14 protein-coding genes and 1 tRNA gene are annotated in these 15,581 nt (G+C 45.5%); 7 read left to right on the forward strand and 8 right to left on the reverse strand.

Annotated elements, in window-relative coordinates; all coding sequences use genetic code 11:
• Window positions 1-170 precede the first annotated feature (170 nt).
• Window positions 171-866 carry a monofunctional biosynthetic peptidoglycan transglycosylase gene (gene mtgA, locus K5L93_RS04815; RefSeq protein WP_281422540.1) on the reverse strand — a complete coding sequence of 232 codons (696 nt, stop codon included), beginning with the start codon at window positions 864-866 and terminating at the stop codon, window positions 171-173.
• 35 nt (window positions 867-901) lie between these two features.
• Window positions 902-2,104 carry a benzoate/H(+) symporter BenE family transporter gene (locus tag K5L93_RS04820; protein WP_220718704.1) on the reverse strand — a complete coding sequence of 401 codons (1,203 nt, stop codon included), beginning with the start codon at window positions 2,102-2,104 and terminating at the stop codon, window positions 902-904.
• A gap of 122 nt (window positions 2,105-2,226) precedes the next feature.
• On the opposite strand from K5L93_RS04820, the gene K5L93_RS04825 reads away from it, so the two are divergent.
• Window positions 2,227-2,805, forward strand: a complete 579-nt coding sequence (locus K5L93_RS04825; RefSeq protein ID WP_220718705.1) for a helix-turn-helix domain-containing protein — start codon at window positions 2,227-2,229, stop codon at window positions 2,803-2,805.
• Window positions 2,806-2,858: 53 nt separating this feature from the next.
• Here K5L93_RS04825 and K5L93_RS04830 read toward each other — a convergent pair.
• Window positions 2,859-2,934, reverse strand: a tRNA-Phe gene (locus tag K5L93_RS04830).
• A gap of 423 nt (window positions 2,935-3,357) precedes the next feature.
• Here K5L93_RS04830 and K5L93_RS04835 point away from each other — a divergent pair.
• The 3 genes from K5L93_RS04835 (at window position 3,358) to K5L93_RS04845 (ending at window position 5,647) form a co-directional block, all read left to right on the forward strand.
• Complete coding sequence (locus tag K5L93_RS04835; protein WP_220718706.1) at window positions 3,358-3,807, forward strand: Fur family transcriptional regulator; 450 nt, start codon at window positions 3,358-3,360, stop codon at window positions 3,805-3,807.
• Between the two features lie 87 nt (window positions 3,808-3,894).
• Complete coding sequence (locus K5L93_RS04840) at window positions 3,895-5,334, forward strand: peptidoglycan DD-metalloendopeptidase family protein (protein ID WP_220718707.1); 1,440 nt, start codon at window positions 3,895-3,897, stop codon at window positions 5,332-5,334.
• Between the two features lie 136 nt (window positions 5,335-5,470).
• Window positions 5,471-5,647, forward strand: a complete 177-nt coding sequence (locus tag K5L93_RS04845; protein WP_220718708.1) for a hypothetical protein — start codon at window positions 5,471-5,473, stop codon at window positions 5,645-5,647.
• A gap of 154 nt (window positions 5,648-5,801) precedes the next feature.
• Here the strand turns inward: K5L93_RS04845 and edd are convergent, their stop codons facing one another.
• The 4 genes from edd to K5L93_RS04865 are packed head-to-tail and all read right to left on the reverse strand — an operon-like array spanning window position 5,802 to window position 11,616.
• Window positions 5,802-7,610, reverse strand: a complete 1,809-nt coding sequence (gene edd, locus K5L93_RS04850; RefSeq protein ID WP_220718709.1) for a phosphogluconate dehydratase — start codon at window positions 7,608-7,610, stop codon at window positions 5,802-5,804.
• A gap of 7 nt (window positions 7,611-7,617) precedes the next feature.
• Window positions 7,618-8,148: a gluconokinase gene (locus K5L93_RS04855; RefSeq protein ID WP_220718710.1), complete on the reverse strand. Its 531-nt coding sequence runs from the start codon at window positions 8,146-8,148 to the stop codon at window positions 7,618-7,620.
• Window positions 8,145-10,586, reverse strand: a complete 2,442-nt coding sequence (locus K5L93_RS04860) for a GH36-type glycosyl hydrolase domain-containing protein (protein ID WP_220718711.1) — start codon at window positions 10,584-10,586, stop codon at window positions 8,145-8,147. Before K5L93_RS04860 ends, K5L93_RS04855 begins: the two co-directional genes overlap by 4 nt.
• A gap of 4 nt (window positions 10,587-10,590) precedes the next feature.
• The gene (locus tag K5L93_RS04865; protein WP_220718712.1) at window positions 10,591-11,616 is read right to left on the reverse strand and encodes a LacI family DNA-binding transcriptional regulator; all 1,026 of its coding nucleotides are present in this window, start codon (window positions 11,614-11,616) and stop codon (window positions 10,591-10,593) included.
• Between the two features lie 405 nt (window positions 11,617-12,021).
• Here K5L93_RS04865 and K5L93_RS04870 point away from each other — a divergent pair, with 405 nt between their 5' ends.
• The 3 genes from K5L93_RS04870 to K5L93_RS04880 all read left to right on the forward strand — a co-directional run bounded on the left by K5L93_RS04870 (window position 12,022) and on the right by K5L93_RS04880 (window position 15,211).
• Window positions 12,022-12,663, forward strand: coding sequence for a glutathione S-transferase family protein (locus tag K5L93_RS04870; RefSeq protein ID WP_220718713.1), 642 nt, complete (start codon window positions 12,022-12,024; stop codon window positions 12,661-12,663).
• Between the two features lie 75 nt (window positions 12,664-12,738).
• Window positions 12,739-13,929, forward strand: coding sequence for a class I SAM-dependent methyltransferase (locus tag K5L93_RS04875; protein WP_220718714.1), 1,191 nt, complete (start codon window positions 12,739-12,741; stop codon window positions 13,927-13,929).
• 232 nt (window positions 13,930-14,161) lie between these two features.
• A complete protein-coding gene (locus tag K5L93_RS04880) occupies window positions 14,162-15,211 on the forward strand; it encodes an alpha/beta hydrolase family protein (protein WP_220718715.1) in 1,050 nt (349 codons plus the stop codon).
• Window positions 15,212-15,268: 57 nt separating this feature from the next.
• Here K5L93_RS04880 and K5L93_RS04885 read toward each other — a convergent pair whose 3' ends face one another.
• On the reverse strand, window positions 15,269-15,517 hold the full coding sequence (locus K5L93_RS04885) for a hypothetical protein (RefSeq protein ID WP_220718716.1): 249 nt from the start codon (window positions 15,515-15,517) through the stop codon (window positions 15,269-15,271).
• Between the last annotated feature and the right edge of the window lie 64 nt (window positions 15,518-15,581).

Below are 15,581 nucleotides of genomic sequence, written 5' to 3' on the forward strand. Positions count from 1 at the left end.
CCCAGGGATGGCTAAACTCAAGTGAGGTCATTATGTTCTTTGGATTCTTAAAAACTCTCTCAAAAGCTAGCCTTATTGCAATCTCTGTTTTTGTCATTCTGCTTTGCCTAAAGCTATCATCACAGTTTGTTATTAGCCTATTTCAAGCAGCTCTTTAGTCACCATTATATTTACTCGCTTGTTAAATCTAACGGCCCTATTTGCTGCATTTGTTGACTAATCCATGCGATTCTATTGGTCATAAATGTACTTTTAGGCCTTAGCTTGTATCTATAAGGACTTGGCAGCAAAGCTGCCAAGCTCGCCGCCTGATCAACGCTAAGCTGGCTTGAAGGTGTATTAAAGTAATACAGGCTAGCGGCTTCTACTCCAAAAATACCAGGGCCAAACTCAGCAATATTTAGGTAAATTTCGATGATTCTGGATTTAGGTAGATTTAACTCTAGCAAAGCTGCAAAGCCAGCTTCTACAGCCTTTCGCCAATAACTTTGACTAGGCCACAACCACAGATTCTTAGCAGTTTGTTGAGTAATCGTACTACCGCCTCTTACTCGTCCACCTTCTTGATTACTTTTAAAAGCTTTCCAGATAGCTAGAAAATCTACGCCATAGTGCGACAAAAACCGCTGATCCTCAGCGGCAACTACCGCCAAGGGCATTGATTGGTGGATTTGTGATAATGGTTGCCACTGATATTTAATCTCTTCTGGGTATGAGGCCGGTGGAAACCATGCTCGATGAATGCGCCAAGACCAGGTTGGAGGGTCGAACCAGCGCAAGCCTAACACTAGTATCTCTGCTAATAGGGTAAACACTAGCACACTCTTAAATAACAAGATCCAGAAACGTTTAATCAAGCTGACCATCAAAGTAACTCACGGTTCTTAAACCTTAAAATAAGCTAGACCTTATTTCCAGCAGCATCCGTGTCTTTCTTTTCCTCGCTCAATCCATCTTGAGAAAACAGGCAGTGCACGATCAAACCTATACTTAAACCCCAAAACGCACTGGCAATGCCAAACACGTTCACTGATGAAGCCGTTACCAAGAAAGTAATCGCGGCCGCCTCTCTCCCTTTTGTGCAGGCTAAAGCAGTGGATAAACTGTTGGCGATAGTACTAATCAACGCCAAACCAGCAATCGCTACCACTAACTCTTGAGGAAAAGCGGCAAACATACTTACTACCGTTGCTCCCAGCAAGCCCAGCAATAGATAAAACACTCCGGCCCAAATCGAGGCATAATAGCGTTTTGTGGGATCTTCATCGGCCTCTTTGCCCATGCAAATTGCAGCAGTAATGGCCGCCAAGTTAAAAGCAAAACCTCCAAATGGCGCTAGCAGCAACCCGGCGACACCTGTCCAAGATATCAGTGGAGAAATTGCAGGCCGGTATCCGTTGCCATGCAAGGCAGCAATACCAGGCATATTTTGTGAGGCCATGGTAACCACAAACAAAGGCAAACCTACACCTAGCAAAGCCTGCCATGATAACGATGGACTAATCCACACCGGCATAGCTAGCTCTAAAGTCACCGACGATAACTCCAGCAAACCCAAGTAGAAAGCTGCTGTAATGCCTACCAGTAAAGTAATCAGCATAACGTAGCGTGGGGCATACAATTTGCCGATTAGGTAGCAGGTCAGCATACTGGATACCAATATCAATTGGCTCTCTAGTGATTGAAACAACTGCAAACTAAATTGCAATAACACACCAGCTAACATCGCGGAGGCCACTGATTGAGGGATCCAACGGATCAGCTTATCCATCAAACCACTTAAACCCACTAAAGTTATTAATAGCGAGCTAAACAAAAACGCACCAATCGCTTGATTAACCGAGAGCCCTGATAAGCTAGTCACTAGCAGTGCTGCGCCAGGCGTAGACCAAGCAGTAAGAATCGGCTTTTTGTGATACCAAGAAAAGCCGATACTCGTCGCCCCCATCCCAATACCTAAAGCCCACAACCACGAACCAATTTGCTGTTCGCTTGCTCCTGCCGAAGCAGCAGCTTGAAACACAATAGCCGCTGAGCTGGTATAGCCCACTAATACTGCGATAAAACCAGCCGACACTCGAGATAAAACAAACCAGTCACGCATAGCTACTCCTTGGCTTAACTGTAAACTCCCATCCACACCGTGCGCTATAACGCACAAACTAGACAAGCCTAGCATTTGTGCGCTATAACGTACAAGACTAATTTTTCAACAAGTAGGTTATTTTGCTGGCCTTAAATCAATATCTCGCGGCAGCTTTGAAACAGCAGCGTAAAGACAAACAGTGGAGTTTAGACACCGCAGCCAAACAAACCGGTGTGAGTAAAGCCATGTTAGGACAAATAGAACGCGGTGAATCTAGCCCAACTATTGCCACACTGTGGAAAATAGCAGGAGGTTTTAATACTTCCTTATCAACCTTTTTAGAGCCAGAACTTGCAGAACAAGCTCAGCCAGAAATTCGCAGCGCAGATCAACTTCGCCAACAACCCGCCAGCGATGACATGCTCGTAGCCATTTTATTCCCCTACGATGAAAAGTATGGCTTTGAGATGTACGAACTCACCTTGTTAGAGAACTATCAGCGAGTATCTGAGCCCCACGAAGCAGGAGTGAGTGAACATGTCATTGTGACCAGTGGGGAGATGGAAGTTTTGGCAAATGGACAATGGAATAAACTCAGCCAAGGACAAGCGTTGCGCTTTGCTGGCGATAAACCTCACGGCTACAGAAACTTAAACAAGCAAGCGGCGGTGTTTCATTGCTTAATTCACTATTCTCGCAATAAATCTCAGCAGAACTAAATCCAAGGCTTGAAACGAAAAAAGCCTGCTAAATTTAGCAGGCTTTTTAAAGATGGTGCCCGGAGGCGGAATCGAACCACCGACACGAGGATTTTCAATCCTCTGCTCTACCGACTGAGCTATCCGGGCAACGGCGGCTATTAAACGTTTTTAGCCGAAACAAGTCAACCGCTTTTTCGCAAATAAGGTTCGAGTGCTTACAAAGCGAGCAAACTAAATAATAAATCAGCACTTTTAATGGAACCTTTATCTACAGCAGCTTCAGCGCTAATCAATCACATTAAATTACTCGGTATTTACATATCTTCACTCAGTGAACTAAACAGCAATAGCAGATGGCATAATCACTTAAAGCAGTACATTTCAAGCTGTCGCCAATCAACGACAGAATTTAGCGCTTTATTTACAATCACTTAAATAAGACATAAAAAACCATGGCAATGTCGATACCTGACCTTGCAAGGCTTGCCTATAAGTAGTGATTGTTATAATGTAACGCTCAAATTTTGTGGGTGTATTTCGCTCATCAGCTAAGATCTATTTCGGTAAAGCATGTCTACAGCCAATTATATACAACGTGTCAGTGACTACTGTAGCCAAAATAAGCTTAAGTTCACGCCAAATCGTGCAGCAGTGTTGGCTATTCTTCATCAACATCAACAAGCACTTAGCGCTTACGATATTTTAGCTAAGCTGCAACAACAGCAACAAAATACCAAACCACCAACGGTATATCGGGCTTTAGAGTTTTTGCTACAACACCACTTCATTCAACATATTGAATCAAGTAGCCGTTACATCATTGGCCACCAACATGCTCCATTTACTCCGCAGCCCTTGCTTATTTGCACCGACTGTAAATCTGTTACTCAAATAAGCTTGTCTGAATCATTAAAAATTGAATTGGACCAGTTTGCCGGACAGCAAGGCTTTAGATTGCATTCGCAAAGTTACGAATTCCAAGGGCTTTGCTCTGGTTGCCAACAAGGGCAAGTGTCGTGAATAGCACCACGAACCAGCAAAAGTCGCTCACTAGTATTAATACAATAACAGCTGCGTTAAGACAGCGTTCATTAGGTAAAAGATTGTATGTTTAACAGTAAAACTCGTTTGTTTGGTCGCCCTAGCAGGCTTCCCAGCAAACATTGGCAGCTGATTATTGCCTGCGGTGTACTCGTGGGCATTGCCAGTATTTGGCCTAGCTCCAAACAAGTAAGTACCAACAGCCGCCAGCTCATCGAACTGCCACAAAACGACTTTAAGTCAGAGTCCGATGGCCTCACTTTTAGTCTGGCTAGTCGCTCCAATGAAGCCATCGATATAGTAAAACAGAATACCCAAGATGAGCCCAGTGCTGAGCAGTTTAGACATGCTGCTAAATCGCCAGTTGTGGCGAAGCAAAACACCAACGAGCCAACACTCACTGCTGCAAAAACAGAGCCTGAACAAGCTGAGGTTGGAGGCGAGCACAGCTATCAATACACTATTGAGAAAGGCGATACTTTAGGTAAAATTTTCACCCGCTTTAACATCGACCAAACCACTATGTATCAAGTACTAGAAGCTGATATTTCGGTACTAGCTTTAGATACTTTAAGCCCAGGTCATGAGCTCACATTTACCATCGACCACGACCAACAACAATTATTGGCCTTACAACTTGCCTTTAATCCGGCGCAAAAAATCATATTTAAGCGTGTTGATGCAAGCAGCTTCGAATACGAAACCATTAGTATTGAAGGACAATGGCAGAAACAAGCCATAGCAGGCACCATCGAAGGTAGCTTTTATGTATCAGCCCGAAAAGCTGGCTTAAGCCCAAATGAAGTAGAGCAAGTAGCGCAAATGTTTAAAGACAAACTGCGTTTTTCTCGTGACTTTAGAGCGGGCGATGTATTCCAAGTTGTACGTAATCGCCAATACATCGATGACGAACTCACTGGTCAAAGTGAAATTAGTGCGGTGCGTATTTTTAACCGAGGTAACGAATACAGTGCGTATTTGTTTAGCAATGGTAACTATTATGACAAAGATGGCGAAAGCCTAGCGCGCGCCTTTATGCGAGTACCGCTTAAAGGGGCTCATCGGGTCACCTCTGGTTTTAACCCACGTCGTAAGCACCCAATTACCCGACGAATCTCGCCACATAATGGCGCCGACTTCGGCGTAGCTATTGGCACTCCTGTTCTAGCCGCTGGCGATGGTGTAGTGACTAGAGTTGAGAATCACCCTTATGCGGGTAAATACATCGTGATTCAACACGGCGGTAAATATCGCTCACGTTATCTACATTTAAATAAATTTAAAGTTCGCAAAGGGCAACGAGTAACGCGTGGCCAAGTGATAGCAGACTCAGGCAATACCGGCCGCTCAACGGGGCCTCACCTGCATTACGAGTTCCATATTAACGGCCGAGCGGTTAATCCAATGACCGCTAAAATCCCCCTCGCCTCTGCCATTGATAAGCAGGAGCGAGCCGAGTTCGACCAGCTGGTTATCAATATGAATGATTTGATTGCGGCAGGCTAAACCGCTTCGCTTTCCCCTTTAAAAACGGACCTTTATTGGTCCGTTTTACTTTTCTTTACGTTTTATTACAGATTGCTGGCAATCAAAAGAGGCTATTCGCGGTCTAATAACATGTACAGCTTGTTAGGGGTATTTTATGAACCGACTTACATTGGTGTTGTTGCTGCTTGTTCCTGTATTGCTCTCAATCTCTATTGCCAGCCAGTTACACAAAGGTGTAGCGCTCAATTCTTCACTGTTTTCCTTACAGGGTACTTTTCCAGGGCCCAATAACGCTAAACCAATTTTTCCAAGTAGCAACGGTAACAGTTGAAACAAGACTACACATTCTAGCTTTTGTCTTGCTACCTTGCGCCCAACATTTCTTATTAACACATTTCCAAAATGTAAGTTTACCCGGTAAGTTATTATTTCTGAATCTGTTAGCCATTTATCGCCCAGTTAATGGTGCCATTGCTACTGCTCCGCTAGTCCTCAAATAGAATCATGGCACCATTCTCAGCACTGCCAACTAATCGCCTAAACGAACTAAACAACTCCCTACCACAACCTTCATTTTGCTTGCCTTTGCTGTCTGCGACAGCAGTGCGCTGTTGCCACTCTTGCTCACTCACTTGGCAACTTAGGTCGCCGTTAATGGCATCCAAATGAATAATGTCACCATCTTGTAGTTTCGCTAGTAAGCCACCTTTGGCAGTTTCCGGACTTAAGTGCAGCGCGGCAGGAATTTTGCCTGATGCGCCCGATAAGCGACCATCGGTAAGCAGTGCCATCTTAAAACCTTGTTTTTGCAAGTTGCCCAATACTGGCATCAATTTATGTAGTTCTGGCATCCCATTGGCTGCAGGCCCGTTGTAACGCACCACCACTACAAGGTCTTGGTCAAGCTTACCTTGTTGATACGCTTCTACCACTTTATGCTGACAATCAAATACTTTGGCTGGCGCACAAATAACTTGATGCTCATCCTTAACTGCACTGGTTTTTATTACTGCCCGCCCCAAGTTACCGCTTAATACCTGCAAGCCGCCACTGCGATTAAACTGTTTGCCGTCTGCTGCAATCACATCATTATTGTTGCTGGCCTGTGCTGGCCGCCATACTAACTCTTCGCCTACCAAAACAGGTGACTGCAAGTAATCACTTAGCTTTCCATAGAGAGTAGTGGCATCGATATGTAGCAAGTCTCGTTGCGCTAACAAACGCAGCAAACAAGGCACTCCACCCGCTTGCTCAAAGGCATTAATATCTGCTGGGCCATTAGGGTACATGCTAGAAAGTTGCGGCACTACTTCGGCAAGCTGCGCAAAATCATCCCAATTAATGATAATGCCAGCGCAACGGGCAATCGCTATCATGTGTAAGGTGTGATTAGTGCTGCCTCCAGAAGCCAACAAAGCCACTAAACCATTCACAATGGCACTCTCATCGATAACTTGATACAGCGGGCGATAAGCTGAGCCTCCGCGAGTAATGCCCACCATGTGACTAAGCAAATGTTGATTAAGCCTATCTCTAAGCGCGGTATTCACATTAACAAAGGCGCTACCCGGTAGCATTAAGCCCATGGTTTCAAATACCAGTTGATTAGTATTGGCAGTACCGTAGAAAGTGCAGGTGCCGGGCGCATGGTAGGCTTTGTTTTCCATCTGCTGTAGCGCCGCTTTATCCACTTCTCCGGCTGCATGCTGTTGGCGAACCGCCACCTTTTCATCATTGCTAATGCCACTTGGCATTGGGCCGCTGGGCATAAAGGCAGTTGGCAAATGACCAAAAGACAAAGCACCCATTAACTGCCCTGGTGCAATTTTGTCGCAAACCCCTAATAAGACGCAGGCATCGAACCCTTGATGGCTCAAACCAATGGCAGTGCTTTGGGCAATAAGGTCACGTGAATACAACGATAAATCCATGCCCTCTTGGCCTTGGGTAACGCCATCACACATCGCAGGCACACCACCAGCAACTTGCGCGCTATGACCAAGTTCAGCCATTGTTTGCTGAATCAACTGAGGGTATTGAGCGTAGGGCTGGTGAGCACTTAACATATCGTTGTAGGCAGTAATAATCGCCAGATTTACTTTGGTAAAATCTAGCAAACGGTCTTTTTGTTGCTGGCCACAGGCAGCAATGGCATGGGCTAAGTTGCCACAGCTTAAATGCGCCCTTGCGTTCCCCTGCTCTGCTTGTTTTTCCATTCTTTGAACATAAGCCCTGCGCAAGCCTTGGCTGCGGGCAATAATGTTTTGGGTAACCTGTTTGATAGTGGGATTCATTTCAACCTCAATTAAGCGCGGGCTTGCGACTAATACTATTAATACAACGTGCTAATACCTGCTCTGGGCTAGCGTCAATGTCAATCGCAATAACATCAGTTTCAGCAACAGAAGGGGTCTCTAAGGTCAAAAATTGGCTAGCTAATAAGTGCTGTGGCATAAAATGATTACTGCGCAGCTCTAGCCTTTGCCGAATTAAAGTTTGTTCACCTTTTAAGTAGATAAACACCACTTTACTGCCTACTTGACGCAATTGATCTCGGTAAGATTTCTTTAAGGCAGAACAAACAATCACGGCGGTTTTTCCTTGCTGGCTAATAGCATCAGCTTTAGCCACAATGCTCGCTAGCCAAGGCTTACGGTCCTCATCATTTAGCGCAAGGCCACTGCACATCTTTTCTATGTTGGCACGAGGATGTAGCGTATCACCGTCTATAAACTCAGCTTGCAGGTAGTTTGCCAGCGCCTCACCAATGCTAGATTTGCCACAGCCGGAAACCCCCATAACGCAATAAACCGTGCCCTGATCAGCATTCATACTAAGGCACCCTCGGCAACGGCTTGGCTGGCCTTGTCTTCTAGCGTCTGTATAACCCTTATCTGATACCGCTCGCCAGCCACGAAACCACTGAGCAGCAATTTACCATCGGCCTGCTGAATAATGGTGAGCTTAGCTTCGTCAGCACTCCATAGCTGTGTCGCGCTTAAAGGCTCGGCACAGCCTCCACTAAGTTGTTGGTATTGAATATGGAAGGTTGCCCCTCTAAATTCTCGAACCACCGAGGCTTTTTGCCAATCACTTGGCAGTTGCGGCCGAAGCAGCAAGCCCTGTGGTACTCCGCGTAGGCCAAATAGCTGCTCAACCACTAATTGGTAGTACCAAGCGCAAGTACCAGTATTAAATAAGTTACTAGAGCGCCCTGCGGTGCGTGGGTATTGGTAATAAGCGCCGCGATAATAGTTAGGTAAATAAATGGGCAATTGCCCACGCACTTTCAATTCGTCAGGGGCATTGCTTGGCAGCATTTTGCGTAATACATTAAATGCGCGTTCCCCTTCTCCGCTGGCATACAAAGAAGCCGCGTAAAACGCTGCTGCATGGTTATACACCGAGCCATTTTCGGCACTGCCCGGCCACTTTTGAGTGACTCGACCAACATCATCGCGCATTTTGGTAAAGGCCGGCGCACTCATCATTACCCCAAACGGCGTGTCTAACTGTTCATCAATGGCCTGCAACATCTGTGTTTTTTGCTCATCACTGGCAGCGCCACATAACATGGCCCAGCTCTGGGCATTAAGAAAGATTCGCCCTTCTTTATCGCTGCTTATGCCAAATAACTTGCCAGCATCGGTAATGCCGCGCCCATACCATGCGCCATCCCAAAAATAGTGATTAATGCGCTGGTTTAATTGTTCCGCATATTGGCTAAAGGCTTGAGCTAAGGCGGCTTCGCCTAGGTACTCACACACTGGCACCCACAGCTGCAAGGCATAAGAAATGGCTTCGGCTAACCAACCCGACACACCCTTGCCTTGATAGCCCACCATGTTCATTGGGTCGCACCAATCCCCCTGGGCGATATAAGGCAAACCACGTTCATCTTTGGCCTCACACAAAAATTGCATCGCCTTGCTCACATGCTCAAATACACTTTGCTCGAGTGGGTTATCCGCCCAACAAAGCCTAAGTTGGAGCAAGCTATAGTCGTTGGTTTCTTGAAGATAGGCGTTTAACACAATGGCAAGCCAAACCGGATGATCGGTATGCGGCACTTGGTTAATGTACTTAAGCTCCGCCTGTTCGCTTAATAAAATGCCGTCGGGCATCTCACCAGAGAACTTTTGCTGTTTAAGTGCGGTTAGCAACGCCTGTTTACAGGCTTCTGGTTTGAGGTAAACCATGCCCATGGCATCTTGCAGGTAGTTACGGGTTTGAGGATCGGTCGTTAAACGCTGACTATCACCATGATAAAATACCTGCCTAGGCAGCCAATGATTAACAAAGTGATTAAACGGCTGATCGGGCGTCTCTATGGCAATACAACCTTTGGCCTGAGCAAAATAGGCTTGGCTAGCTTGGCGTTGTGGCTCTAGCTCGGCGTACAAATACTGCTGGTTGAGTCGCTTAATTTCGGCCTTATCTTTCGCCGGCCCAAAACTAAGATTAAGCACATCGCTACCCTTGGCCGGTAAATTATATTGAAACTGCATAATCGCCGCCGGCAACTCATAATGCGCCTCGCCATTATTTAAGTTTCCACCTTGCTGCAAGGCACTGGGATTATGTAAACCACCCTCTCCCTCAAAAGCCTGTTGTGAAACTTCATAGAAGTCTGGCAGCCGATTAGCAGACAAAAAGGTAAGATCTTTGAAATGCTGATGTTTGAAATAATCAGTGACTTTTTGGTAGGGAGTAACACTGCTGCAAACAATCGCATTAAGCTCTGCATCGTATTGCCCCCCCATATTCATCCACGAGGCATAACCCACTGGGAAATAAGGTATTAAAGAAATATCTCGACGCTGCGAGCTAAGGTTTTGCAGAGTTACTTGCCAGATCTCTAGCACTGCATCAACAGCAAGGCTAAGCCCTATGTTTAGTTCTATATCAAGCTTTTCAACCACCCAGCGAATATCGGCCAAACCCGGCTCAAAAGCAAAGTGGTCTAAGTCCACTTTCATTGGCTCGTAGGGAGCAGAGAACATCTCTCCAGTTTGATTATCTCGCAAGTAGAAAAAACGCCCAGGGTGATGACTAAAATAAGGCTGCTCGGGCTGCATAAAGCTTTGCGCAGCTAAATTGGGCACATGAGCATATTTGCGAGGTTCGGGATCCATATATTGGCTAACCGCAAAGCCGCGACAGTTCATGTGCAACATCATTTTTTTGTTCCACAAGTAAGCAGCGCTGTTTGGCGCAATACAAGGATCATCTAAGTGGTAACGTGTTCCATCTTCTATAAACCTCGCCATAAACTTAGTCTTCTTTATTTTTAAGATGAGGAGATATTTGCGTGCTCGCTCGCGCAATAAAACGCGGCTCAGACACGCTGGGAATAGTTAATGTTAAGTCGTAAGCTAAATTGAGTACCTGCCTACTAGCGGCAGTCGCCATTTGCTTGATAGGAATAGCAATAGTACTAAGAGGTGGTGAGGCAACTGCGGCAAAATCGACATCATCGTAGCCCAATACCGAAACCTGTTGCGGCACCTTTATGCCAGCCCCCTGCAAGATTGATAAAGCCACTAAGGCGACTTTGTCGCTACCACAAAACAGTGCATCAAAAGGCAGTTGCTTATCCAGTAGCTGCTGCACTGCAAACTGGCTAGTGGCAAAATCAAAGCTTCCTTCAATACACAATTGCGGGTTAATCGACCGGCCTTGGCGAGCTAGTTCATCGACAAAACCTTGCTGACGCTGCTGCGCATCTTGGGCACTTAAACGGCCACTTATACAAGCAATGTTCTTATGGCCTAGCGCCAACAAGCTGTTTGCCGCCAAACAACCACCTGCATAATGATCAACGCTAAAAGACTGCTTAGACAATAAATCGGTGGAGTGATTAATTAATACCAGCGGCGGGTAATTAGCTTGAGCAATCAGCAGATCTGAAATAGCGATTTCTGGGCACACCATCAGCACCCCATCGCAATCACGATTAATTAAATAGTCTAAGTGCTGCAGATATTCTTCATTACTGTTTGCCTCTTCAGCATTGGCAATAATTAGGTGTTTGTCGTGCAAGCGCAGCTCAAACTCTATGGCTTGTAATATGTGCTGATAAAAAGGGCCGGACAATGAAGGTAACCAAACACCAATAATGTTGGAGCGCTGGGTAGATAAAGCCCGAGCAAGACTGTTCGGCCGGTAGTTAAGCTGCTGCATGGCTTCGCTGACCTTTTGCTCAGCCTTGGCAGACACTCCGCCCTTGCCAGCTAAGCAGCGAGATACGGTTCCCACACCGACTTGCGCCAACTTAGCCACATCTTTAATCGTTGCCATCGTTTCCAGTATCGCTAACCCGCCATAACACCAGCATGATCGCCAAAGCTTAGATGCTCAAGGTTTAAACAAGCAAAACGGAACCGATTCCAAATTACTATGAAACCAAGCTTGAATTGGCTCTTTAGTTTCACAGCAGATCATCAAAACGCTGACAAATAACCAACAACAAAAGCTCGCGTAGTCGCGTTCAAACAACTACTTTATACCAATCACACTAAGTAAGTGCTCAGAAATAACGCAGGAAAAATACTCGAGAATAAGGCAGAATTTTTCGATAAGTAGTTATTCTACAATCAAAAATTCTAACGAAGTTATCGAGCATTTTAACCAGATAGTATGAACAGTTATTTAGTACGATTGGTATTATACAATGCTTGCTAATGCAGAATAGGAACAGTTTGAATGATTACTTTATATGGCTCGCCGCGCTCCCGCTCGTTAAGGGTATCGTGGATGCTGGAAGAGTTACAACTTGAATGGAATTATCACTATATAAACTTCCAAGCAGGAGAACACCGCAGCGAAGAGTACTTAAACCTTAACCCCTGCGGAAAAGTGCCTGCATTAAAAGATGGCGAGCTAGTCTTTAATGAATCTGCCGCTATTTGCCTTTATTTGGCCGAGAAATACGGCCCGCAATTTTTGCCCACCCCAGGTAGCGACCAAGCTGCCCTACACCACCGCTGGGTAAGCTTTACCATTTGTGAATTAGAACAAGCACTTTGGAGTATGGGCAAACACCGTTTTGCTTTACCTGAAGAGCTACGCGTGCCAGAAATGCTAGAAACCGCTACTTGGGAATTTAACAAAGCGGCAGCCATTGCCGAACAATGGGTGCCAGAACAAGGTTATTTGTTGGGCGAGCAATTTACAGTTGCCGATATACTGCTGTGCCACACCTTAAACTGGGCAATGGCGTTTCAGCAGCAATTGCCCGCAAAACTCATGGCCTATCGCAAACGCACCAGCCAGCGCTCGGCGCTCAACACCGGCCTAGAGAGAGAAATGAATGGCAAAGCCATGAGTAAACCTGCCAACGAGTAATAAAGCCAGACTATACTTGGGTTTTGCTAAGCATGGCGCTTATAATGCGCGGCATTAATCATTAGGAAGCAGAACATGAGCGGCATCATTACCCTTAAGGCCAAGCGCGACAAAGCGTTGTTACGTCGTCACCCTTGGATTTTTTCAAACGGCATTCATAAAGTATCGGGCAAGCCACTTTCTGGCGAAACCGTAGAAGTTTACAGCGCCGAAGGGAAATACTTGGCTACTGCTGCCTACTCGCCAGAGTCACAAATTCGTGCTCGAGTTTGGAGCTTTGATCAGCAGCAAGAGATTGATAAACAGTTTTTTATTGAGCGCTTAGAAGATGCCCAAGCGGCTAGACAAATTCTCAGTGAATTTGCCGATACTAACGCTTATCGTTTAGTTGCTGGTGAAAACGATGGCCTACCAGGCATCACCATTGATCGCTATGCAAATGTATTGGTATTGCAGCTACTGAGTGCTGGTGCAGAGTTTCAGCGTGCCAACCTTATTGAAGCGCTAAAACACTGCTTCCCAGATGATGTTATCTACGAACGCTCAGACGTAGATGTTCGCAAGAAAGAAGGTTTAGCTCCTCAACAAGGGCTGATTCATGGTGAGCTACCCGCTCAACCAATGGAAATAAAAGAAAACGGTTTGCGCCTACTGATTAACGTGGAAACCGGCCATAAAACCGGTTATTACCTTGATCAACGCAATAACCGCAAACTGGTTGGCCAACTCGCCAAAGGCAAAAAAATACTGAACTGTTTTTGTTACACCGGCGGCTTTGGCACCTATGCCTTGGCTGGCGGCGCTAAAAAGGTGGTCAACGTGGATGTCTCTGACGCCGCTTTAGAGATCGCCGCCAAAAACGTTGAATTAAACAACTTAGACGCCAGCAAAATTACTCAGTTAAACGCCGACGTATTTAAGCAATTGCGCGCCTACCGCGATTGTGATGAGCAATTCGACATGATAGTGCTAGACCCACCAAAATTTGTTGATAGTAAAGCCAGCTTAAATCGCGCTAGCCGAGGTTACAAAGACATCAACATGCTAGCCATGCAAATGCTACGCCCTGGCGGAATATTGCTGACTTACTCCTGTTCTGGCCTTATGCCAACGAGCTTGTTCCAAAAAATCGTGGCCGATGCAGCCATTGATGCCAAGCGAGACATGCAGTTTCTTAAAACCCTAGAGCAAGCCGAAGATCACCCTGTTGGCGGCCCCTACCCAGAAGGTCACTATCTAAAAGGATTTTTGTGTAGAGTTAAATAACTCTAGCCTCTTAACGCTCAAAGACGCTGCTTTTGCAGCGTCTTTTTATTCTATCAACGTATCTCGCTAAGCAAGTCTCACTAGCCAAATCTCACTACAAACGCTGACATACCCGCCACGGCTTAAACAAGAAGACGACAGTTCTATACAAAAGATTTAGCGTATTAGTTTCATAATAATAATCACTAACTTAATGTAAGGCAGCTAAGCGCTTAACAAGGGACATTAAAGCATGAGCAGATCAACGATTTATCGCTATGGTTTGTTACTCCTCATCGTTGGAGTGGTGTTTTCCTGCTTGGATGATTCACCTCAAGTTAATGAAAAGAAAATTAGTTTCCCCTCTGGTGACCTTAATATAAGTGGCTCATTAATTACTCCCACCGATCTTCCAGGCCCTTACCCAGTTGTTGTGCTAGTACACGGCGACGGTGCGATGCCTTATGATGCCTACGGCTATTACAACCCCCTATGGACCGAATTTGCCAAACGAGGCATTGCTACTTTAAGTTGGGATAAACCCGGTGTTGGTGGCTCAAGTGGAAATTGGTTAGGGCATTCTATGGAAGAGCGAGCAGAGATTGTAAGAAATGCAATAAGCTACCTACGCAGGCAAAATGCCGTTATCGACCAACAACACATCGGTTTAATGGGCTTTAGTCAAGCCGGCTGGGTATTGCCTAAAATAAGCAATCAACAGCATCAGGTTGATTTCGCTGTGTTTGTAGGCACCGCGATTAACTGGTTGCGCCAAGGCCAATACCACCGAAGCATCAGTAATGGTACTGGCAGCAATCCAGAATTCTATAAAACGCTAGCTGATTCCTTGCTCACTCAAGCAGTAAAACAAAACTTGTCTTTCGCGGCTTACCAAAACGCGCACCAAGATATGCTCATAAGCGATCCCAACTTTAATGAGGGCTTGTTTACTGATGAAGCTCGTTACGATTTTATCGCAAAAAACTGGATGAATGATGCAAGTTCAGAGTTAAGCCGAATAGACATTCCTATTCTATTAGCTTTTGGACAAGACGATCTTAATGTAGATATCAACGATAGCATTTACCATTATCGCCAGGCCTTCGCCCATAACGACCCGGAGCAGCTAAGCATAAAGCAGTTTTCAGGAGCCAGTCATGGGCTATTGCAATCCTGGTTTTGGAATACTCAAAGCCCTGGAATCGCGCATATCTTAATGATTGAGTTTTTTGGCAAAAGCATGTTTGCCGACAACTCTCTTGAACAAATTGCGACTTGGGTGGAGCGTCAAGTCCAAAACTAGCCACATAAATCGCTGCGCCCCAACAGCTAAAAACAAGGTCTTAAAGTCAGCCTTAAACTAAATCACCTTAAACACAACGCGTTCATTGTCTTCAATATCTTCTATTTCCAAGACCACCCCAGAACTATCACGACTTAGCAAAGAGGTTTTAAGTGCTGTCAGGCTATCAGCGTGTTCGGAGAAATATGCAGCTAATTTAGGCGGTAAACATTTAAAGAAGGTTTTTGCTATGTATATGGGTAAATTCACTGAGTCAGAGAGACTTCCGGTATCCAACTGATAAGTTTCTATTCTTAGCTTTTTCATACAAATCGCTTCCTTAATGACTAACTACCACTGCAAACTACGCAATATCCATAAGAGATTTGAA

Origin of the sequence: Agarivorans litoreus (genome assembly GCF_019649015.1) — a bacterium.
Taxonomy (GTDB): Bacteria; Pseudomonadota; Gammaproteobacteria; order Enterobacterales; family Celerinatantimonadaceae; genus Agarivorans; species Agarivorans litoreus.

What these genes read in the sequence shown, in the direction of transcription:
- K5L93_RS04880 (WP_220718715.1), top strand. Translation starts at nt 14,162, where the DNA reads ATGAGCAGATCAACGATTTATCGCTATGGTTTGTTACTCCTCATCGTT.
- K5L93_RS04885 (WP_220718716.1), bottom strand. Translation starts at nt 15,517, where the DNA reads ATGAAAAAGCTAAGAATAGAAACTTATCAGTTGGATACCGGAAGTCTC.
- K5L93_RS04875 (WP_220718714.1), top strand. Translation starts at nt 12,739, where the DNA reads ATGAGCGGCATCATTACCCTTAAGGCCAAGCGCGACAAAGCGTTGTTA.
- K5L93_RS04860 (WP_220718711.1), bottom strand. Translation starts at nt 10,586, where the DNA reads ATGGCGAGGTTTATAGAAGATGGAACACGTTACCACTTAGATGATCCT.
- K5L93_RS04870 (WP_220718713.1), top strand. Translation starts at nt 12,022, where the DNA reads ATGATTACTTTATATGGCTCGCCGCGCTCCCGCTCGTTAAGGGTATCG.
- K5L93_RS04845 (WP_220718708.1), top strand. Translation starts at nt 5,471, where the DNA reads ATGAACCGACTTACATTGGTGTTGTTGCTGCTTGTTCCTGTATTGCTC.
- K5L93_RS04840 (WP_220718707.1), top strand. Translation starts at nt 3,895, where the DNA reads ATGTTTAACAGTAAAACTCGTTTGTTTGGTCGCCCTAGCAGGCTTCCC.
- K5L93_RS04865 (WP_220718712.1), bottom strand. Translation starts at nt 11,616, where the DNA reads ATGGCAACGATTAAAGATGTGGCTAAGTTGGCGCAAGTCGGTGTGGGA.
- K5L93_RS04835 (WP_220718706.1), top strand. Translation starts at nt 3,358, where the DNA reads ATGTCTACAGCCAATTATATACAACGTGTCAGTGACTACTGTAGCCAA.
- mtgA (WP_281422540.1), bottom strand. Translation starts at nt 866, where the DNA reads ATGGTCAGCTTGATTAAACGTTTCTGGATCTTGTTATTTAAGAGTGTG.
- K5L93_RS04855 (WP_220718710.1), bottom strand. Translation starts at nt 8,148, where the DNA reads ATGAATGCTGATCAGGGCACGGTTTATTGCGTTATGGGGGTTTCCGGC.
- edd (WP_220718709.1), bottom strand. Translation starts at nt 7,610, where the DNA reads ATGAATCCCACTATCAAACAGGTTACCCAAAACATTATTGCCCGCAGC.
- K5L93_RS04820 (WP_220718704.1), bottom strand. Translation starts at nt 2,104, where the DNA reads ATGCGTGACTGGTTTGTTTTATCTCGAGTGTCGGCTGGTTTTATCGCA.